Genomic DNA, 21745 nt, shown 5'->3' with positions numbered 1-21745 from the left:
AGTTATAGACATAATGAAAATTGCTGTGTTTAAGCCATCTTTACTGGGTTGTTATTTGGGACACCCGATTGAGAAGGCTTTTTCGAATAAATGTGTAATCGATGGTTTTCCCGTTCATCATGATGACATAGGGATAAAGCCTGTTATCCTGACCCAGGATATAACCGGCACGGGTTCTGACGTCCGTAAGTGTACCGGTTTTAAAAAAATCATTCCCCTTGTTATTCAATACTGCATAAAATGGCATAAAGCCCATCAGCACTTTCAGCATCTGGTCCGGAGATATCAAGGTTTTTCTGGAGAGGCCTGATCCTTCCGAAAGGGTCAGAAGAGGGAGGTTTAACTGCTGCTCAGAAAAAATCTGGATGGCTTTAATGCCTTTTTCAAGTGTGGCCGGTGGTCCATATGTTACAGCCCCAATGGTTAGCAACAACTGATTGGCCATAAAATTATTGGAGAATTTTAACAGTTTTTGAACAACCGCTTTAAGATCAAAGGGGGATACAAACGTGTGTACCCCCTGTTTTTGAATATCAAGTGTTCCCTGCAAAACAGATCCGGTGATGCTGATATGGTGTTTTTCAAGACCATGTTTGATCAAAAGCCCGGGATACAAAAGACTTTGCTGCTGTGAAAGAACGATTCTGCCCTGCTTGAGGCCGGTTTTTTGAATGTCGTCATGAAAGACAGGCAGCAATGGCGTCTGCGGTTCATCGCTGATGAACCTGCCCTCTTTTGATTGCCATTTAAATGCAAGGGTGTTGAAATTCGCACATAAAGCCCCAACACTGGCATCATAGGGGTTTAAAGAGGAGCCGTTACCCGGAATCCGGATGTGTCCGGAAAAATAGGTCGAATCAAGAAGGATATGATGAATCTGGGTGGGGCCTGTTTTTAAAACGATTTCCCGGCACAGCGTCTCAATCACTTCGGAAACAAATAAGGGGTCTCCAAGGCCTTTGATATAAAGGTTTTTAGACGCTTGATCAAACGAATAGAGCGTTGTAAAATGATAGTCTTGTCCAAGGATTTCAATGGCAGCCAAACTGGTCAGGAGTTTTAAAATAGAGGCGGGTATAAACGGTTTTTCCCTGTTTTGGCCATACACTATTTTCCCCTGATCATCCGCTAAAACAATGCCGGTGCCGACTTGTTCGTCTGCACTGCAGATCGAGATGAATCGTCCGGCACTGAACAGGATCAAGATAACGATAACCCGCAGCCGTATTTTTGGGTTACTCACTATCCTCATAAAAGGCTTTATACCCCAGGTATGTCATGTATACATCCGCCTTGCTGGATACTTCAAACGGTGAATGCATGGAAAGAATCGCAGGCCCGCAGTCAAGTACATTCATACCGTATTTGGCAAGGAATTTTGCCACTGTACCGCCGCCGCCCTGGTCAATTTTTCCCAGTTCTCCGGTTTGCCAGACGATTTTATTTTTATTGAAGATGCGCCTGATTTTACCCACAAACTCTGCGCTGGCATCACTTGATCCGGATTTTCCTGCCACACCGGTAAATTTTGTCATACAGATTCCAAATCCTAGTTTTGCGGCATTCAACGCCTCGTGAACTTCTTTGAAATCAGGGTCCATGGCGGCATTCACATCAGCCGAGAGACAGGAGGAGTGGATCAAGGTTTTTCTCAGAGAGCGGTTGTCTGTCTTTTGGCCACTGATAAACAGCAGATCAGACACCAGGTCTTCAAGAAAGCTTGATTTTGCTCCGCTGCTTCCCTCACTACCGATCTCTTCTTTGTCAAAGAACAGGGCAATGGCTGTTTTATCCGGAGAGGTCAAATCCAGTATGGCTTCAAGACTGGTATAGGCACATACCCTGTCATCCTGTCCATAGGATCCGACCATGGATCGGTCAAATCCGACATCCCTTGCCTTTTCCGCTGGAACCGCTTCAATTTCCGCACTGACAAAATCTTCTTCAGCGATTCCGTATGTTTCAAATAAAAGGTTTAGCACCCCCAGTTTAAACCGGTTTTTTTCTCGATCATTGCCCAACGGCAGGCTGCCGGCAATAAGATTTAATTTTTCCCCCTCAAATGCTTCGGATAATTTTTTGCTTGCCTGAATTTTTCCGGCCAGATGCGGCAGCAGATCGGTCACAGTGAAAACCGGATCATCAGGGTGTTCACCAATAGTGACATCAATGGTGTTGCCAGTGGAGGTGATGATGGTGCCATGGAGGGCCAGGGGGAGGGCCAGCCAGTGATACTTCCGGATACCACCGTAATAATGCGTTTTCATCAGCCCCATACTCAAATCTTCATACAGGGGATTCTGCTTTAAATCAAGTCTGGGCGAATCAATATGGGAGGCAATGATATTCGCACCTGCCACAAGCGGTGCTTTTCCCAAAACGGCCAGGGCCACACACCGTCCTTGAAAAATCTTATAGACCTTTTTTGTTGACGGTGGTTTTTTTGCCGGCAGGGTATCGATATTCACAAATCCTTTGGCCTCTGCCGCCTTAATGATTTGTCGGGCAGCTTCCCTCTCGGTTTTGGACTGATCGAGAAATTGTTTATAGGTGTCATTAAATTTAAAAATGTCTGCTTTCTGGCTTTTATTCAATTGATCAAAAACCAGGTTTTCTTGTTTTAAAACGGTTTCTTTTATTTTTTTTAACTGGGTTTTATTCATTTGATGGCATCCTCAAGTATCGGTGCGATAAGTTGATGTACCCGTTCATTATTTAAACCATTGGAAAAATTCATCAAACACCTGTTTGATGTTATGGTATCCATTGAGCGTTTTCCAATTGTCAGGAAAGGCAATGGGACTGAACTCAATCTGAACGTCATATACATATTGGTTGTTCCCTTCATCATAAGTATTTTTCAGGATATTTAAAGGGGTCATAATGAGCCCTTCATAGCTGATCACCGTGTCATGGTCTTTTGTTTTTACGGATTTAAGCCCCTGGTTGACCAAAACGGTCTTTAATGCATTTTCTCTGATTTGTTTTTCAATGACTGCCTTTGATTCTCCACGGGCGGCAGATATGACGCCTGCTGTGGAAAAATGAGAAAATTTTTCCGCTCTGAAATCATTTTTTGCCGGAACCATCAATAAATTATCATCTATGATTTTGTTTTTTGATGACTTAACATCATATCGAATATAGTATGTTGTGATGCCTTCATCGGCATGTAGCGTAGCGATAGGTGGGATGAACAGGATGAGTTGGGCCAAAAGGATGGTAAAGGGCAACAGGGGGGTGTGAGTTTCAGGCATAATTTTTGTAAGTGATCACTTTAGATTAAAGTTAACAGCAACTCCTGACGATGCCTATCAGTATCATAAAAATTTGTCAGGGATCAATGTTAAATGGTGTTTGATACCGAATTAATGGTTGTGTATCGTCTGCAACATGGGGAAGGAAAAATGAAAAAATTAAGTATGATAGTATGCGGAGTATTGGCCCTGGGAGTGGTTTTTTCCGGATGCAGCGGCGTTAACCTGTCTTCTAAAGCCGGTGGCCCGGGAAACGTATTGGGGCCTCCCAGCGGTGAGGTGGAGGATCAAAAAGTGGTTTCATTTATGGTCGTTGGCAAAGGGCTTGAACCTGAAAATGCACTGTCAAAAGGCGAAGCTGTTTTAATGGCTGAAAGAGCGGCTGTTGCCGATGGGTATCGGCAGCTCGTGGAAAAAGTTCGTGGTGTTTATGTGGATGCATTCATGAGAGCCGGGCGGGGAACAATCAATTATGATACCATTCAGGTTCACACCCAGTCATGGCTCAGGGGCACTGAAATCATGGAAATCTATCCGGGTGACCATGGGATCACCCATGCAAGATTACGGTTAAGAATTAATTTTGATAAGGATGGCATGGTGTGGTGGCCGGTCGGTATTGGGGGCAATATGACGTCTTCTTCAGGGAAGTCATTGGCAAGTGGATCTTCTGAAAGATAAACAGCACAACAAAATTCGATGGATCAGCCGTAACTGATCTATTTGCTGGAGGGGGTCTCATGGACGTTCTTTTGATGAAGAACACGTTCAAAATAAGCGTGCCGGTCTTTATTTTTTTCCTGTTCATACCGGCTTTGATGTGGGGAGAAGGGTTTCAGGAAGAAAAATTATTTGATGGAAATTTTTATTCAACCGGAGAGTTACGTCAAAAAGTTGAGACTCACAAAAAGGACCTTCAAGACATCGCCCATCAGATAAAGGCCCTGGAAATCGATCTGGACTGGTTGGTGCTGAAAATAAATCAAATCCAGGACTCCGGGCGAACCGGGTCATCTGCGCTCAAACAAGCCGTTACAAAAAAAGAAAAAAAGATAGAAATACTGCAGAAAACCAAAAACAGGCTTGAATACCTGGTTCAATATTATTCTGAAAAAGGTTCCAGCGACAAGGATCAGAGGATAGAGGATACTGTCCTGGAACGGAAAATCCAACACAAAGGCGCGACGGTAAAAACAATTGTACCGAAAATACCGGCTCCGATGAAACGATCAACAGATGCGGACGGGGAAAAAAAATCGGATACGGATAATCAGGTGACGAAATCAGAACTTCAAGCGGCAATAAAGGGTTCAGGCCTGGGTGACTGGTTGGAAGTTGTGGAAACAGGGCCCTGTCTCAGAATGGAAACAACATTGCCGATTCTCTTTTCCAGCGGCAGTGCCACGGTTGCCAAGGAATATAAATTGTTTTTAAACAACCTGGCCGTCTTTTTAAAACCCTATGATGTAAACGTCATTGTAAGTGGATATGCAGATACGGTTCCCATTAAAAGCAAAACATATCCGTCTAATTTTGAACTTGGCGCAACACGGGCGGCAAATATTGTTCACCAGCTTGTCCGTTCCGGATTAAAACCCGCCATATTTAAAATAGAGTCTGCAGGTGAGTATCGATTTGCCGCAGAAGAAATGTCAAAACAAAAATCCTTTGAACGGCGGGCTGAAGTGACGGTTATTTTTACAAGCTAATGATCGACTCACAAGTGTTTCGGTGGGTGAAGCATTCCCGGAAAAGCCCGGGTTGACGAAGGGCATTTGGGGCCTGACCCCTCCTAGGTATTGGTCGAAACGACGATCAAGCCCGCATTTTGTAATGGGTTACAAGGGTGAATCAGTCGGTCTTTTTTTGCAGGACATGGATGGGTTCAGAAAAGTCCAGCCTGCCGTCATTGTTTGCATCCCAATGGGGAATGTCCTGGGAAACAGCGTCAGATGAAGTGCCGGATAAAATTTTTAACCCCACCAGGGTGTCTTCAGGGGTTTGTTTCAGGTCGTTGTCGACATCGCCGGGCAGGGGGAGTTCAGCCAGGGCCTTTAATATATTGATCTGGCCTTTTGACAGAAGGGTACCGTCTGTTGCATCAATGATATCCACCCGGTTGAGCAGAAGCGCCTTTAGGCGTGCGAACGGCTCTTTTAACATCCTGGCGCTCAAAAGACCGGCTGCACCGCTGACAAAACCGGTTGCCATGGAGGTGCCGCTTTTTTGACCATAGGGGTCTGTGCTGTCGTCCACCCGGTTGACAAGGGTGACAGGCGCGGGGAGAGAAGATTTCAGGAGAATTCCCGTTTCCTGGGACACAGAAATGGCTGGGATCCAGTCTTGGGGTGTCACAAGGGTTCCAGCAAACGCTCCGGGCGCATTGTTATAGATAACTGCCCCCACAGCACCTTGCTGTTGGACATGGGCTATTTTTTGATAAAAGTAAAAAGGGATACCGTCCCTGTTGCCTCTTTTAATAAGGGCGATGGCATTGTTAATGATCCCGGGGATTTCATCGGGATAGCCATATCCGCAGTCAACCAGGGATCGGGTAATCCCATCATCATCTGTTGTTGCGGCAAAGGTAAGCCCTTGTGCCGGAAAGGATGTCAGGGGCGTTCCCATGGTTAGATAGGCTTGCGTGATAACGGTTTCGGGTAATGTGGAAAGAATATCCTTTCCCGGTGCCATCACATCCGCGTTGGCAGCACCAAAATTGGAAAATTCGGCAAGGACATATTGACCCGGTAATTTTTGTTCACTTGCGGCAACCGAGAGGATGCCGGGCAAGTCATAACAGGCCGGGTAGAGGGGGTTGATATCAATGTTTATGGCATCATTTCCGGCCGAGCAGATCACCAGTCCATTGTTTTCATTCTGAAATCTTTCAAAGGCGATGAGTTCTTCGGTCTGAAAAAGCGTTCCCCCAAAACTGCAGTTAATGATATGTGCCCCCTGGTGTCTGGCATAGTCAACGGCTTCAATAATGTCCGTGGTATCCATGTCATCGCTGTCATCCCCCTGGACTTTGAGCACCATGATTTTAACCCGGGGACAGACCCCGGCAATGCCGGTTGCATTATCTGTAACAGCGCCAATGATGCCGGCAATGTGTGTCCCATGGCCATCCGCGTCAAAGGGAGTATGATCATTGTCGGCAAAATCCCATCCGTAAATATCATCTGTATATCCGTTATTGTCGTCGTCCACACCCTCCTGACCCGTGGCCTCTGTTTGATTAATCCAGATATTTTTTTGAAGGTCCGGATGGAGAAAGTCAACACCCGTATCGATGACCGCAATAATGATGTCTTCACTGCCCTGGCTGATGTCCCATGCATCCGGGGCTTTTATGGCGGTTAATCCCCATTGTTGTGAAAATTTTGGATCGTTGGGGATCTGTTGATGAAGGGTTCGGACAGCATGGTGTTCTGCTGTCCGGACAAGACCTGTGGCCATATACATCTGGATAGCCGTGTCCATGCTGAGGTGAGAATCAATCCGGACCCGGTACAAGTGCAGAGGGGGAACCTGCTTTAGTATTTTGGAACCCAGAAAGTGATGCAGCCGGTTTATCTGATTTTCGGAAACATGGGCTTTGAATCGGATCAACAGTTCTCCGGGCCTGACACTGGTTTTTATATGGGGTTGAATCGGCGTGCTGTTCTTTTGTTGTGGGTTTTCAAGTGATGTCCCCGGTGCAGATGCTGCCATATTGACCCCAATGAGTCGATATTCTTTTTTTTCAGGCAAATAGGTATAAACAAGTGCGTTCCCCTCCCCCAGGGTGTGAAAAAAATCTGTCATGGGGAGTTGGGTCAGGTTCAGTGTCAATGGCTTTTTAATGTCCTGCCAAAGTTTAATCCGGATACCGGTCTGCCGGCTGAGTTGATCCAGAACGCAGTTCAGGGGTTGTTCTTTGATGTTTATGGAAATGCGATGATCCTTTACCTGAATGTTCATATCCGGGCAGGGTGATGCATATCCCCGGGGTGCCGGACAAAGGATTGCGGCTATTAAAATCAATATGTGAACGGTCTGTTTCATATACAAAAAAGCAGGATTATTCTATTTGCTGTCTGAGGGTTTTGCAAAACCATTTGCCGGTTTTGTCTTGTTGCCTTTTGACAACCCGGGTTAAAACAAGGGACCTTCCATTTAAACGGGCATGGGATTCCATGGAAAAAAGATCACTCGAGTAGGTGATGCGTTTCGCCAGGGCTGCGGTCTCTTTTTTTGTTAACCCCGCAATCCCCGCGTACCAGTCTTTAATGGACAGGTCATTGGTAAACCCGCTGTCTCCATCCGGTTTCATGCGACGATAGTCGCTGATACTTTCGGCAAGATCCTGCTTGCCAAACGGAAGCAGCGCTGCAATCACCTGGACAGGGGCGGTATTCATATTGATTTTTCCGGAAAATCGATATTTTTTTTCGGCCCCGGACGTGTTTTTCTCGGCACCAAAAACGGTAAATATATCTTTCAACTGTAATTCTTTGTTCTGGTTTTCCTGATTTTCAACGTCGGCGAACAGGGTATCAAAATTGTCTGCTGTTACCAACAATGTATCTGATATGCCTTTGACAAACAACAATTCATTTAAATCAAAAAATTGCCTGTTGGCACATTTGTAAGGTATTTTTAAAGCGTTATAGTAGGGGGATTCAGCACCGGAAATTCCCGTGATCGTCTCTCCATCTTTATCATCTAACCAATCAATGAGGCAGTTTATGATCTCCTGGGGGTCTCTTTGGTCTTCAGACTTGTCACTACTGATAAAAAAAGACAAAAGGTTTTCCCAGATCTGCCGTTGATCCGGATTGACCTCATGGCCGGGATATTCATTGATCAAGGCATTTACCTGGATTTTACCCATTTCATCTGTGATTTTTACGGTCATATTGCCCGCATCAAAGCCAAGGGATGCAATGATCTTGTCCAGGGCCTCAGGATCTGACCATTCCTCCTGGACCGTATCAATTTGATTCTGCTCTGCATCTTTTACAAGCAGTGCCATGGCGACATTGAGACCGGATGTGGCTATTTCCATCAACTGGTAGTCGGTTTTACCGGTTTCTGCTGCAAGGATGCCGATTCTCACCCGGCGGTTCAGTTCCAGTGAAACCGTAAGCAGAATCGCAATAATGGAAAGCGTTATCAGCAATGCCACGCCTCGGTCATTTCCAAGTATGCTCCCCAGGCAGTTATGATTCATTTTTTTCTCTGTGTGACGGCAGTACAATGGTGGTGGCAAAATTATTTGATCGCTCTCGATTTTTAATCACCAGCCGTATCTGTATGGCATACGGGGTGGCAAAATCAACATTCGCGTCGTCAGAATCCCATTCTTCATGGGATTTCCCCTCCTGATCGATAAACGTCAGCTCAAAGGCGTTTACCCGTTCACATAGCAGTGGATCATTCCGGGTTTTATTTTCCCGGGTCTCCTCAAAAAAAACAGATCCAATATCAGCGCGTTTCAGAACCATGGTTTCATTTTCAGATGGTTCCACATAATAGTGAATAATGCCAATCCTGCTTTTTTGACCCCGTTTAAACCCGATATGTTCAAAGGATGCAAACCTGAGCTGGGTATACGTATTTCCGTTAAGGGAAACAGTTTTCGATACAAACCTGAATCGGTCCGGTTCATCAGACCCTTCCATTTCAGGTGGTGTGTATGCCGGATCATGGGTCAGGCAAAGGGACATGAGATCCTTTTGTATTCTGTCCATGGCATTTTGGGCCATTTCGTAATCATCCAGGCCGGCGTTAATGGGATCAATATTGGAAATGACCATATTAAATGAAGCAAACAGCGTTGAAACGGCTATCGCAAAGATGGTGATGGCCACCAGGACCTCCACCAGGGTGAATCCCTTATGTCCATAGGGCCTTGTCATGGGGAAATGAATCTTAAGGTTTTAGTGGTGTACTGATACTCTCCCTGGTGGTAAAGAATTGTGCACACAATTTCAACAAGGACCCGGTCATTGTCACCCTGGGTTTCAGAAGAAAAGGCATCGGACGCGAGCGTTTCATGGGTGATGTCAACGGTGAACCCCGGGAATTCCTCCAGAGAATCGCCCAGGGACGTCGGGATAAAGTCATCCGTTGTTCTGCCGGTTTCCCATTCTGAGATGATTTTCTGGACAAGAAGCGGTGCTTTTGCATAGAAGTTTGAGGCAATGTTCATGGCCACGGTCCGGGTATGCAGTTTTAACACACTTGTGAATGCAATGGCGATAATGGCAATCGCCACCATGATTTCAAGAAGGGTGAACCCTTTTTGATCCGGGTTATTCAAATCGGATATCGTCTTCATGAAGGGTGACTTTGTGAAGAAACGGCTGGATTAAGCAGGAAAACGTTCGCCCATCATTGTCTGAAAGATGGATAATTGCGTGATCTGAATATCCCTTTTTATAAAATTGAATGCAACCATCTGTATCGGCTTCCTGTCCGGGGCTGTTGAATTCTACCCCGTCAAGGCGGACATCTTCCGGTAACGTAAATTCAGAACGGATATCCGTGTCTGATATGTCCGGATCAGATGGCGTTCCCTTTATGCTGATGGTGTTTGTGTCCGTAGAGATACACATAAACATATCTTTTCCCTGATGCCGGGCCTCCTTTTTTAATTTGCTGACATTGAAAATAATCCAGTTTAAGGTGGTCTCTGTATCATCCCGAATGATGTTCCCGCTGAATTCAGGCATGGCAAATGTCAGCATGATACTCAGGAGAAATAGAACCACAATCAGTTCCATGAGCGTGAAACCGGCATCGGCGGATCGGCTACTCAATTTCCCAGCTTTTAATGTCTTTGTTTTTGTCTTCTCCACCCGGCACACCATCCGCACCATAGGAGATGATATCAAATTCTCCGTTAATACCAGGGCTCAGATAAATAAATTCTCTCCCCCAGGGATCTTTGGGCAGGGTCCGTTTTTCAAGGTAGCCTCCTTTTTTCCAGTTACCCGTGCCCCCTTCTTTTTCCGGTGGCTCAATAAGGGCTTTGAGTCCCTGCTCGGTTGTGGGATAGTCACCATTGTCCAGTTTGTAAAGTTGCAATGCTGTCGTCAGGGCGGCGATATCAACCTCTGCTTTTACGATCTTTGCATCATCGGTTCTTCCCATCAGTTTGGGCATGATCATTCCGGCAAGAATGCCAAGGATAACAATTACAACCATTAACTCGATCAAGGAAAATCCCCTGATATCGGTTATTGTTTTTTTTATCATTTCTTTGTTCCTCTGTGTTCCCTTTTGTGTATCCGGTTTTTTGTCATCTATTGATCTGTCCTGTAAGTTAGAAATTATTTTATCGCTGGAAATCAAACCTTGCAAGTTTAATTCATAGCTTGTATCAGATAATTAAATTATTGAAAACCTCGGGATATAAAAATGATACACCATACTAAAAAACCATCACCGCAGTCAAACGTGGAAACCCTTGTTTTTTTTCTGCTGGTCCTCTTTGTTTTCCTTTGTCCGTTTGTTTATCTCAAAGGCCTTTATAATTATGTGAGACTTCCCCAATCTGCCCTTGTTCAGACCTTTTCCATCTTATTCGGTTTGGTGGTTTTTTTAACCCGTGCGGTTTTTAAACACCCCCTGGAAGTGAAACAACACCCCTTAAATATTGCGGTATTCTGTTTTATCGGATGGACATTTGTTTCATCTGTATATGCCCACAATCATTATGAGGCCTTTAATCAATGGGTCAACTGGGCCGCCTGCATCGGGGTTTTTTTTCTGTCCCAGCAGGTCCTGTCATCTGATCATCGCGTTTTCAAGATGCTGGCCGCCATCTATGCCGCGGGGCTGCTCACTGCCATTATTGGCATTGGTCAGTATCTTTTTGGCATTGACATCATCCCCCAGTCCGCACCACCGTCGGCAACCTTTGCCAATAAAAATATGGCTGCCCAGTTTATTGTTTTAACCTTACCCCTGGGAATGTCATTGTTGTGCTGGGCAAAGCAGAAAACAGACGTCTGGTTTGCCGCCATAAGTTCCGGCATCATGATGGTTTTTTTGGTCTATACCCAAACCCGGGCGGCATGGGTGGCTGTTTTTTTTGAAATCATCCTGATCTTTGCCGGGCTAACGCTGCTGTTTTTGAACAATAAAACCGCACGATTCTGGGATAAGGATAAAACCATTGCTACCCTGGTCGGAATTTTTCTGATTCTTTTATGTGTCAATATCGGACCGGATGGTGTCAAGTGGCAGTTTCCTTCACTGTTCAACCGGGTGGTTTCGGTGTTTGATCATCGACCGAATTTGCCCGTCATCCCGCCATCCGAGGCGTTGCCGTCAAACACAAAAGACTTCCGGAACACGGACAAAGATTCAGGGTCGGTAAGGCTTGCCATATGGAAAAATACCTTGGAAATGATCAAAAAAAAGCCGGTGACAGGGGTTGGACTGGGCAACCATAAAATATATTATCCATTATTCCATGCCACAGCCGTTAAAGAGGAACAATTCAGTGAAACCCATCAATTGTCCAATGTTCATAATGATTTTCTTCAATTTTTTTCTGAAACCGGACTCATCGGGGGACTTGTGGTCGTCTTTGTTTTTTTGTCATTTTTTAAATTGACCGCAAAAACACTGTGCACCCGAACGGATTCCGTCTTTTTTGCCGTAATGGGGGTGGGGGTATCGGTTGCAGGAATCCTTGTTAATTCATGTTTTAGCTTTCCTTTTGAGATGCCCATTCCGCCTTTGATCGTCATGATCTATTTTGCCATTGTTTTGTGTGTGTCACAACCGACAGGATATCCTGGAATAAAGGTGCCTGAAAAAGGGCTTGCCGTGCTGATTGTTTTATGTGTCCCCCTGCTGTGGTATTCGGTAAGATATTATGATCGGGATATCACGTGTGACCGAAATTATCTGCAGGCAAAGACCTTTGAAACAAGACGAGAGTGGACATCCGTTATTGCCGCTGCAAACGCCGCATATGCGTTAAACCCGAACAGAAAAAAAATTTTATCTTACGCTGCCAGGGGATATATTGAAACAGGAGATTATCAAAAGGGGATTGATGCCCTGCAAACCGTTATAAAAGCATATCCCTACCACATGAATGCGCTTTTAAATCTTGGGGTCGCCTACAGCGGCCTGAACCAGCATGACACCGCAATGGGGTATTATCAAAAAGTCCTTGACATAAAACCGGATTTTTCAAAAGCCCACATGAATATAGCCGGGATTTACATGGGTCAAAAACAATATGACAAAGCCGTGGCATCTTTTCAAACGGCGGCTGTAACAGAACCTGACAATGCCATGATCCTGTATAATATGGGTCTTTGCCAGGTGTATTTGAAACAATACGAACAAGCCGCCCGGATACTTGAAAGAACAGTGGCCATAAATCCTGCCTGGCCCAATGCCCAATTGAACCTGGCAATTTTGTATTACCAGTATTTAAATAAAAAAAAACAGAGTGTTCTTCATTTCAAAAAAGCCCTGGAACAGAACCCCAATGTTCAGAACAGAGACCAGATAAAAAAGATTATTGACCATAAATGAAAAAAACAACCATTCCCCATTTCAGCGGTTTATTCAGAGGGGTGCTGCAATGCATTGGCAGCCTCTTCAAGCCCGATTTTTCCATCCTTGTTCACATCGGCATCACGGTAAACAGGTGCATCCGTATTTTGGGAGAGCGCTTTCAACACCAGAATCACATCTGCCAGATCAATGGAAAAGGTGTGATTGACATCTCCGATCCAGTTCTGGTCTTGAATTGTCACATCAAGTACACCCCATGAACTGACAAGAATATCCTGATTCTGAGCCCCGATTACGCCCGTGTTGCGAAGGGCCAGTTGGTCGGTCCCGATTTTTTTCGGTCGAAAATAAACAGACAAAAACACGGTCTCCGCCGGGGAGGCAACCCCGCTCACATCTCCGGACCGGGTGAGGCCGATGACCAGGTTACCCGGAAGATTATCCTCCAGTGATGCCTTGAGCAGCGTGGTATCCGTTCCATTGCTGTTGAGCAGCGTTCCTTCCGTGACTTTCGGTTGAATTCCGTCCTTTGTCGGTTCCGCATCCATTACTTCAAGGGAGGTTGGATCATACACCAGGTCAAAGGCCATGCCATAAAGGTCACTTACCCCTTCAATCATGATATCCACACGGAATTCGCCCCCCACATACTGGATAGATGCGGCCTCTATCCGGATATCGGCTGCTGCATACAAAGATATGGGATAAACCAGTATCAGAAACAGCATAAGCCGTGCATGCCATATCACCCTGCGAAACAGGCTGTTATCGGTTATGGCTGATTTTAATCCTCTCATCTCTTTGTCCCCTCTTGCTTAATTATTCACGTTTATTTTGAACGAATATGCTCCCACCTGACCGGTCAGGCAAGCCTGATTGATCGTTATCAGGTGTTCCCCGTTTGACAGCTTTCGGGTGTCAAGGGTATAGGTATATGGCGTATGGGCATGTTCTTCTTCGTCAAAGCGATTGTTGTCAACAAAAATGATGATTTCATACCGGGATTCATTGAAAGCAGCCATACTCTCCGGCGCCACCACAACCTTCAGGCGGGTGTCACCGGAAACGGTCGTTACGGGCTTTTCCCCAAGCCCTGTGGTGGTATCGCCTTCAAGGTATACGGTAAACACCGGGGCAACATTCCTGGACCGCTCGACTAAATACTGGGCAGACACCCCCTCGTTAATCCGGGCCATGGTGGATCGCCGCGTGGTCTGATGGGAGAGGATATCCTCCCTTTCAGGTTCGGGAAGACGTTTTTGGTATTCAAGATAATCTGGATCGCTTCCCTGGACAATGACCCCGTTTTCCGGAAGGAGAAATCCTTCGAGATACAGGTGAGTTCCGGATTCCGCCATTACCTGTATCTGACCGGTCTCATCCATGCCATCCCATGGGTAATCATATTCGCCTGCCGGCATGGGCTGCCAGTCGATGAGGGTTTTCAGCAGCGGGCCATTATGGACGCCGGCCTGGAGACTGATGCGGGATGGATGCGGGACCGTATAGGAGATGTTGTATTTGCCGGCTGTACCGTCAATGTTCTGAATCCGGACGTCACTGATCTCCCCGCCGGAATGGGCTGTCGGGTCGTAGACCACCCGGGTGCCATCTGCACCACTGGCTGCAATCCCAAAAAGGTAGGCCTCATTGGGGACCATTTGGCCTGAATCGTCGCGTCCGTCCCAGGAAACCGTGTTGATACCGGCGGGTCTGGTCTGGTCAGTGATCAGATGCCGGATGACATTATAGTCAGGGGTGTATACCCGGATCGTCACCCTTGCTGCTGTGTTAAGATAAAAGGATAGGCCAACCGACTCTCCGGGCCTGAGCGTGCCCGGATCCACCTGTACATTTTGAATGGCCAGCCCTGAAGCCATACTGCCTGCCGCATTCAGCCAAAGGAACAGGGCCAGGAATGCCGGAATAAACGGCATTGGCCGGGTTTTTTTTATCAACCAGTTTCTAACGTTCATTATCCTCCCCCTTTTATCCGGATACGGGTTATTTTACCCAGAACGGATTGCTACTTGTTTTTTTCATGTCGGTAATCTGCCGGAGCCGGTCACCGATCAACGATATCACCCATATTTCCCTGTTTCCGGATCTTGCAGAAACAAATGCGATTTCCTGTCCGGTGGGAGACCATACAGGATCCCCGTCAAAGGACGGGTCCCGGGTTAATGAATGGTGGGTTTTGTCTTTTAAATTCAAGATCCATATATCATAATTCCCCGCCTTATTGGATACATAGGCAATCTGATCTCCTTTTGGAGACCAGACCGGGTGGTAGGTGTCGGCCAGGTCCGCAGTCATCAGCCGAAAGCCCCCCGTTTTCAGGTCCATGATACCGACTTCCTCCACCACGCCCAGGATCTTGTCCCGCCTGAACTCGGCATAGGCCAGTTCCAGGCCATCCGGTGAATAAGACGGATAACTTCTCATGGGCGGATAGGCGCAGAGCCGTTCCGGTTCTTTCCATCCCCCTGTGTGCCGTTCAATTTGCCACAACTCCCCTTTGTCTGACGGGAGTACCGTATATTTAACAAATGCGATTTTTTTTCCATCCCGGCGCCAGGTGGGATGGGCATAAATCCCGGGCGGAAGTGGTATCATCGCCCGATCCGTCCCGTCCCCTCGCATGGTCCAGAGATTCCGTCTGCCATCTGCATAGAGAATTTTTTTTCCGTCCGGAGACACGCTGGGAAACAGGTCATCTCCATCTGTATGGGTGACCTGTACAAGTTTCTTTCCATCCGGGCGAACCGTCCACAGGTCCCAGTTGCCGGAATGGTTTGATGAGAAAAGGATGTTTCCGGACAGAGACGGTTCTGCCGCTGGTATGTGCTGGGGTAAAAACAGGCAGCCCATGAGAATGACGGATATCAAGCGAGCCATGCGGTTCATGGGTGGGCTCCGAAAATAAGGGTTTCCAACCGTTGTTTGACACAGCCCAGATACGCCTCATCTGAAGGCTGGATGTCCCTGTGCCGAAAAGAAACAAAAATGGATTGCCGTGATTGGGTGTGTAAATAAAGTATCCAGTTTTTAAGGGTATTGGTCTTGCGCCATGTCTCCCTTTCCAATAGCAGTTCCTGGATATCTGAAAACGCATACTTCCTTGACGTTTGTTTGAAAAAAGTGGCCGATGTTTCCGTTATCATTTTTTGATCGGCATTGATCTCAAGTGTTTTCCTGAAACCGATTTTTATCAAAAACCCACCCACCAGGCTTGCCCCCCAGGATCCGGCCATGATGCTTGAGTAATCCAATAATGACCACCCGGGATTTAATTCATTTAGAAAGATCATCATGAACAAAAGACTCAAGAAGGAGAAACAGACAAACGGGATCCCGAAACTCCAGAAAATTGACATACCTGTATTGAGACGGACAACCCCGCCGCTGTCGGTGAGGATGCCGGATGCCGGCAATGGTTGATCCCCTTGATAATCCTTGGGCAGGGCAGCGGTTAACGCCTGTGTCTGGCGCTGCCATCGGGTTTCTTTGAGGATCATGGTTCCCATCATCATTAGAAAACCGGTCAACACAACAAGGAGAGCAAACCCATCTCTCGGGTAGGCTGTGTTAATGACCGCCTGGTCGGGAGACTCCGGATTAACCCATACCGGTATGGGATCTCCCTTTTTATACTTCCTGATCAGGTACTTATATTTTTTTATGCTTCTTTCTTTAAAATGAAACTGGACATTGGTATAGGTCTTTTCTCCCACGGTATACTCATATTCCAGATAGTAACGGCGCTCCCTTTCTTCATCCCACCATCCTTTTGAGGCCGTTCGGGTGACAATACCGGTGGTCACAGGCCAGGTCTGGCTGATTTTCCATAATGTCAGGGTTTGAAAAAAAATGCTGACGACGATGATACCGAAAATTAAGCCAATGCCCATAAACAGCCGGGTCAATTTTCTAGGGGGATCATTTTTATTCATGTGTTGCCCTTGTCCCTTTCATTTTTATAGCGAAAAGATTACCCATGGGCCGACATACCCCGTCACTTCATAGAAGGTTCGTTCATAGGTGAATTTCCATACCCCCACCGTACCCTTAATCGCACCGGAAAGTCCAGCGCTGGCTTCTAACGTAAACAAGGAGGACTTCATACTTTGAATTTTGAGGCAGAGGTCGACATATCCGGTTACGCCGCCGGATATATACGCCTTGATCAAGGAAGACTCTTTGTTTTCATCCGCAACACCATAAAGGGCTTCCAGGGTGATGGACCCCTTGATACATCCTTTACCATAGCGCTTTTCTTCACACCCGTCATATCCGCCGGCAAGACTTCCGGAAATTCCCCAGGAAACCTTTGCCACAAGCCCCAGGAATCCCTTTGATTGAAACGCATACCAGTCGATATCCCAGGAGATCCCCCAGGGCGTATTAATGTATCCGGTATCCCCGCTCCAGCCGACGGAAACACTTAACTCCTTGCTGACCGCATATTCCCCGCCATTTTTTGTGCCTTCACCGCAGCATTCCCTGCATTTCTGGTAGGCAACGCTGACACTGCCGCTGCTCATGTATTTTGACAGAAATTTTGGCAGTATTTTTTTAACGTTGTCCACATCATAGGAAAAGGAATGGGAATCACAGGTTTTTACAGCGGTTCCCCTGGGATCGACATACCGGAGGGGGTTGGACATGGCATATTCGTACAGATTCATGCCATCAATAAAGCCTTTGGGATCCGGATTCAGGAACCGTCCCAGGGCAGGGTGATAACACCGGGCACGGTAATAATAGATCTGGGCCCCGGCATCATATCGTCTGCCGGTAAAAAGATAGGGGTTCTCCCGGGCCGAGGCAAAGACCTGAGTCCCCCCGGCGTTGAAAAAGGTGACCTGACCATAGGCATCATACTGGTAGGTTTCCGTCACACTGCCGCCATTGTCTGTCAGTGCCATGACAGAACCGATGACATCGGTGAGGAAATAGGCATCCGTCCCCCCCCGGTTCATCAGGAGGACTTCATCCAGCTTGTTGCCATAGACATACGTGGCAATCGTCGCCTTATTGACCTGCTCTTCAATGATCCGGCTGTCATCATAGATATACTCGGTTGTGGTTCCGCCGGCTGATTTTTTTACCCGTCTGTTTAAGGCATCAATGGTGAAAGCGGCAATAACGGTTGAATCTGATTTGCGGGTAATCTTTATCAGCTGGTTTTCATAATCATATTGATAGATTTTCTGGCCATCATCAACGAGGTTCCCGTTGGCATCGTACACAAGGGGTACACTTTTGACGCTGGTATACTGGTTCATGGCATTGACCGAACGGGATTGTGCGGTACCGTCCCGGGTCACCGTGAGAAAGTTACCAAGGGGATCCAGTTCATATTCAGATGTAAACTGCGGCGCTGGTATCAGGTTGGATGCGTCTGCCTGGCCCTGCTTGAAGCTTGTCAGTCTCTGAATATCATCATAGTCATATTGTTCGGATCGATCTGAATGGGCCGTATTCCGGCTGCTCAATCGATTTCCGTTTTTGTCATAGGTGTATTGAAACCCCAGGAGATTCACCCCATTATCGTCGGTATAGGATATTCCCGTGATCCGGCTGTTTTTGCTGTAGGTGTAGCCTGTTACCACCCCATTGCCAAGGGTCTTGGTTAACGATCTGCTCAAGGCATCATAGGTATAGGTCACCACATTGGTTGAATTAACGGCATTGTCAATTTTATGAATTTTATCTCTCAGGGTATAGGTTTCAACAAATTGTTTGCCCGATGGATAATTAAGGGTCCGGGTTCGCTTGGAAACGTCATGGACATAGGTGACCTGGGTGCCGTTCTGGTCAATGACGGTAATACGTCCGGCAGCATCATAGGTAAAAGAGACGGTGCCATATGCATTGGTGGCTGTTTTCATCCGGCCCAGTTTGTCATAGGTATAGGTGTTGGATGACGTATCCGGATACCCTCTCTGGGTGATTCGGTACAGGTCGTCTCTGCCATAGGTGATGACGGTACCATTCTGATCGGTCTTTTGGATAATTTTCCCCGCGGCACTATAGGCAACGGCTTTGGATGTACCATCCGCATATGTTACCGACACCATGCGGTTTGCCGTATCATAGGCATAAACGGTTTCATTGCCCTTTGCATCGGTCATCTTCACCATGTTTCCAACTTTGTCAAAGGCTAAAAGAGACATGTTGCCCAGGGCATCCGTTACCTTGTTCAGTCGGTTCAGCTTGTCATAGGTATTGACGGTTACCTTTCCCAAGCGGTCTTCCACCCGGATGAGGTTGTAGTTTTTATCATAGGTATAGCGGGCCTCATTGCCCAGGGCATCCGTGATTTTAGCGGGCTTGTTGAAGGCGGTAAACGTGGTTGACGTGACATCCCCATTGGCTTTCAGGGTTTTTATTTTGTTGCCAACCCCGTCATACGTATAGGACTCGAACAGCCCGGTTGTATCACCGGCCGTGATCATCCGGTTTAATGTGTCATAGGTGAAGGCGAGGACGTTTCCGGATATGGTGGTATAGGTCAGCTTGTTGCCGTTTGCGTCATAGGTATAGGCCTTTACCTCCCCCAGGCTATTGGTTTCCGTGAGGATATGTCCTGCGAAATCATATGTCCAGGTCGTGGTCTGGCCTAACGCATTGGTTTCGGCTAGTTTTCTTCCCAGGCAGTCGTAGGTATAGGTGGTGACAATATCATCGGCATCCGGTTCGGGCAGGGTGTCGCCGATTTTAACCAGGGACCGGGTCAGGCTTCCCACCAGGTTATAGGTGAAATAGGTGATTTTGCCTTCCGGGTCAATGATCTTTACCTTGTTTCCGGTTTCATCATATTCATATGCAGTAATGCTATCAAGGGGATCTGTTTCCGTCAGCAGGCGATCCATGGCATCATAGGTATAGGTCCAGGTATTGCCCCGGGCATCGGTTTTGGTGAGCCGATTCCCGGAGGCATCATAGGTGTAGGTGGTGACATTGCCGTCCTGATCTGTTTCAGACGTGATGTTATACCGCTTATCACGGGTTTTGCCTGTTGTATTGCCCCGGGCATCTGTCACAAAATTCAGGTGGCCTGCCACGTCATAGACATAGGATGTCAGGTTTCCCAGGGCGTCGGTTTTTGTGATCATCCGGTTGGAGATGTCATATCCATAGGTGGTGGTATTTCCGTTTTCATCCGTTACACTGGTTTTATTGCCGTTTCCATCATAGGTGAGGTACCGGTGGTTTCCGGCCGGGTCTTTGGCATCGGTTAATCTGCCCAGGATATCGTAGGTATAGGTCCGTGTATTCCCCCGGGCATCGGTTTCGCTTATCAGTCGGCCCAGGCCGTCATAACTTGAGGTTTCCACATTCCCCAGGGGATCTGTGACCTGGATTAAATTGCCGGCCGCGTCATAGGCATAGGTAAATGTATTGCCCGCCCCATCGGTTTTTGTGAGTACCTGCCCCCTGGCGTTACGGGTAAAAAGGGTTTCACACAGGAGGGGATCAACCACTTTGATCAGATTCCCGTCCGTATCGTAGGTATAGGTCCATTTGGCCCCCCGGGGGTCTGTCTTTGTTTTTATTTTCTGGAATTCCGGATCATAGGTATAGGTGGTGGTATGTCCTAAAGGATCGGTCTCTGTGAGGATCTGGCCGGATTCATTGTAGGTATACTGCCATTCATTGCCATTGGCATCCACCCGTTTGGTGGGGTGAACATTTGCATCAATATAGGCCAGAACCTCAGATCCGTCCGGGAGGATGGTTTTAATGACGTTTCCGTTCTGATCATAATAAAACGTGAACACATTCCCCAGGGGATCTGTTTTGGTGGTGTACCCTGAAAAATATGCGTAGGTATAAATCTCCTTGCCCCGGCCATAGGTCTTTACCCGGGATTTTTCATCATAGGTAATCACCGGACTTTGATTGCCGTTTTTATCCGTGACCGACAGCAGCTTGTGCTTGGGGCTGTATTCATAATTCAGGGAATAGTTGAGTGGATCGGTAACCGTTATCAGATTATCCTGTGCATCATAGGCATACCGCCATGATCGGCCCAGGGAATTGGTAATCTGGGAAATTTTATCATTTTCGCCATAGGCAATGGTCAGGCTCCGCTTGGTGACGCTGCTGGACGCAGAGATCAGTCTGCCCGATGTGTCATAGGTGAAATTGATCCGGTTATCCTGATTATCCGACATATACGCCAGGTTGCCCTGGATATTGAAATGATAGGTTGGCCTGAGATAGGTTCTGGAACAGGTTTTACAATTTAATGTAAACGACCCGTCCTGATTTTCAACAAGGGTGTCTGTTACGCTTGCGGCTGTCGGGAAATAGGTGCCATCCATAGTTTTAATGAACTTAAGCCGTTTGCCCGAAGGCTTGCGGATAATAATATAATCATTATTGTGATCCGACACCCGGATGAGGCGCACGATCAGGTTAAAGGCCCATCCATGGCCAAAGGGCCCGTTGTACTTGTCATGGCTGTTGTAAGACCGCACAACCCCTAACGCAGGACCGATCCCGGCAATTTCGAAATCGGTATATTTCAGTTCAAGGTTGCCGGACTTGACATAGACCGGAGATTTTTTGGCATCCGGCTTGCATTCATTATTACAATCCTCTTTACAATCATCATCCTTATCTTCCTCGTCATCCTCGTCTTCATCCTCATCCGGTTCTTCGGGGTCTTCATCATCATCCTCGTCGTCATCCCCGTCATCCCCGTCATCTTCATCATCCCCGTCATCATCATCCCCATCTCCGCCGGTATCATCGTCCGGCAGGTCTGTGGGATCAGGATCTTCGACATCGGTGGTGGTGTGACCGGCATCCCAATCCTTGTCAAACGCTAACGCATGGCCGGGTTTGAAACAATACATCAATGCCAGCAAAATTAAGACAACGGGTAAAACCGTTTTTCTCTTGAATAGGATGTTCCGGATAAGTTGCATTTTTACGCTCCT

The 21745-nt window shown here is 47.0% G+C and carries 17 protein-coding genes; 3 read left to right on the top strand and 14 right to left on the bottom strand.

The annotated features are described in order from the left end of the window. Positions 1–40: 40 nt before the first annotated feature. The 3 genes from Q1Q15_RS14230 to Q1Q15_RS14220 are packed head-to-tail and all read right to left on the bottom strand — an operon-like array spanning position 41 to position 3257. A complete protein-coding gene (locus Q1Q15_RS14230) occupies positions 41–1243 on the bottom strand; it encodes a D-alanyl-D-alanine carboxypeptidase (protein WP_300461150.1) in 1203 nt (400 codons plus the stop codon). Continuing rightward, positions 1236–2663: an aminopeptidase gene (locus Q1Q15_RS14225; protein ID WP_300461148.1), complete on the bottom strand. Its 1428-nt coding sequence runs from the start codon at positions 2661–2663 to the stop codon at positions 1236–1238. The genes Q1Q15_RS14230 and Q1Q15_RS14225 overlap by 8 nt, the downstream gene beginning before the upstream one ends. A 48-nt stretch (positions 2664–2711) precedes the next feature. Continuing rightward, positions 2712–3257: a hypothetical protein gene (locus Q1Q15_RS14220; protein ID WP_300461146.1), complete on the bottom strand. Its 546-nt coding sequence runs from the start codon at positions 3255–3257 to the stop codon at positions 2712–2714. Between the two features lie 150 nt (positions 3258–3407). Here Q1Q15_RS14220 and Q1Q15_RS14215 point away from each other — a divergent pair, with 150 nt between their 5' ends. Beyond that, positions 3408–3938: a hypothetical protein gene (locus Q1Q15_RS14215; protein ID WP_300461144.1), complete on the top strand. Its 531-nt coding sequence runs from the start codon at positions 3408–3410 to the stop codon at positions 3936–3938. 59 nt (positions 3939–3997) lie between these two features. Then, on the top strand, positions 3998–4966 hold the full coding sequence (locus Q1Q15_RS14210) for an OmpA family protein (protein WP_300461142.1): 969 nt from the start codon (positions 3998–4000) through the stop codon (positions 4964–4966). Positions 4967–5108: 142 nt separating this feature from the next. On the opposite strand, the gene Q1Q15_RS14205 is transcribed toward Q1Q15_RS14210, so the two are convergent. The 6 genes from Q1Q15_RS14205 to gspG are packed head-to-tail and all read right to left on the bottom strand — an operon-like array spanning position 5109 to position 10505. Continuing rightward, positions 5109–7307, bottom strand: a complete 2199-nt coding sequence (locus tag Q1Q15_RS14205) for a S8 family serine peptidase (RefSeq protein WP_300461139.1) — start codon at positions 7305–7307, stop codon at positions 5109–5111. Positions 7308–7323: 16 nt separating this feature from the next. Beyond that, complete coding sequence (locus Q1Q15_RS14200) at positions 7324–8475, bottom strand: type II secretion system protein GspK (RefSeq protein ID WP_300461137.1); 1152 nt, start codon at positions 8473–8475, stop codon at positions 7324–7326. Next, on the bottom strand, positions 8465–9163 hold the full coding sequence (locus Q1Q15_RS14195; protein WP_300461134.1) for a prepilin-type N-terminal cleavage/methylation domain-containing protein: 699 nt from the start codon (positions 9161–9163) through the stop codon (positions 8465–8467). The genes Q1Q15_RS14200 and Q1Q15_RS14195 overlap by 11 nt, the downstream gene beginning before the upstream one ends. Further along, positions 9160–9585 (bottom strand): prepilin-type N-terminal cleavage/methylation domain-containing protein, encoded by a 426-nt coding sequence (locus tag Q1Q15_RS14190; RefSeq protein WP_300461132.1) that lies wholly within the window; start codon positions 9583–9585, stop codon positions 9160–9162. Before Q1Q15_RS14190 ends, Q1Q15_RS14195 begins: the two co-directional genes overlap by 4 nt. Beyond that, complete coding sequence (locus tag Q1Q15_RS14185) at positions 9560–10066, bottom strand: prepilin-type N-terminal cleavage/methylation domain-containing protein (RefSeq protein WP_300461129.1); 507 nt, start codon at positions 10064–10066, stop codon at positions 9560–9562. Before Q1Q15_RS14185 ends, Q1Q15_RS14190 begins: the two co-directional genes overlap by 26 nt. After that, positions 10059–10505, bottom strand: a complete 447-nt coding sequence (gene gspG / locus Q1Q15_RS14180; protein ID WP_300461126.1) for a type II secretion system major pseudopilin GspG — start codon at positions 10503–10505, stop codon at positions 10059–10061. Before gspG ends, Q1Q15_RS14185 begins: the two co-directional genes overlap by 8 nt. A gap of 162 nt (positions 10506–10667) precedes the next feature. On the opposite strand from gspG, the gene Q1Q15_RS14175 reads away from it, so the two are divergent. After that, complete coding sequence (locus Q1Q15_RS14175) at positions 10668–12809, top strand: O-antigen ligase family protein (RefSeq protein ID WP_300461124.1); 2142 nt, start codon at positions 10668–10670, stop codon at positions 12807–12809. 29 nt (positions 12810–12838) lie between these two features. Here the strand turns inward: Q1Q15_RS14175 and Q1Q15_RS14170 are convergent, their stop codons facing one another. The 5 genes from Q1Q15_RS14170 to Q1Q15_RS14150 are packed head-to-tail and all read right to left on the bottom strand — an operon-like array spanning position 12839 to position 21733. Then, positions 12839–13588, bottom strand: a complete 750-nt coding sequence (locus Q1Q15_RS14170; protein WP_300461122.1) for a cohesin domain-containing protein — start codon at positions 13586–13588, stop codon at positions 12839–12841. 18 nt (positions 13589–13606) lie between these two features. Continuing rightward, positions 13607–14767 carry a FlgD immunoglobulin-like domain containing protein gene (locus Q1Q15_RS14165; RefSeq protein WP_300461120.1) on the bottom strand — a complete coding sequence of 387 codons (1161 nt, stop codon included), beginning with the start codon at positions 14765–14767 and terminating at the stop codon, positions 13607–13609. A gap of 28 nt (positions 14768–14795) precedes the next feature. Then, a complete protein-coding gene (locus Q1Q15_RS14160; RefSeq protein WP_300461117.1) occupies positions 14796–15698 on the bottom strand; it encodes a DPP IV N-terminal domain-containing protein in 903 nt (300 codons plus the stop codon). Further along, positions 15695–16744 (bottom strand): DUF3592 domain-containing protein, encoded by a 1050-nt coding sequence (locus tag Q1Q15_RS14155; protein WP_300461115.1) that lies wholly within the window; start codon positions 16742–16744, stop codon positions 15695–15697. Before Q1Q15_RS14155 ends, Q1Q15_RS14160 begins: the two co-directional genes overlap by 4 nt. A 24-nt stretch (positions 16745–16768) precedes the next feature. Beyond that, complete coding sequence (locus Q1Q15_RS14150) at positions 16769–21733, bottom strand: RHS repeat-associated core domain-containing protein (RefSeq protein WP_300461113.1); 4965 nt, start codon at positions 21731–21733, stop codon at positions 16769–16771. Positions 21734–21745 lie beyond the last annotated feature (12 nt).

The organism is Desulfobacula sp. (assembly GCF_030145145.1).
Taxonomy (GTDB): Bacteria; Desulfobacterota; Desulfobacteria; order Desulfobacterales; family Desulfobacteraceae; genus Desulfobacula.
Note: the sequence above shows the minus strand (reverse complement) of the source record. Positions and strands in the feature narration are given on the sequence as shown.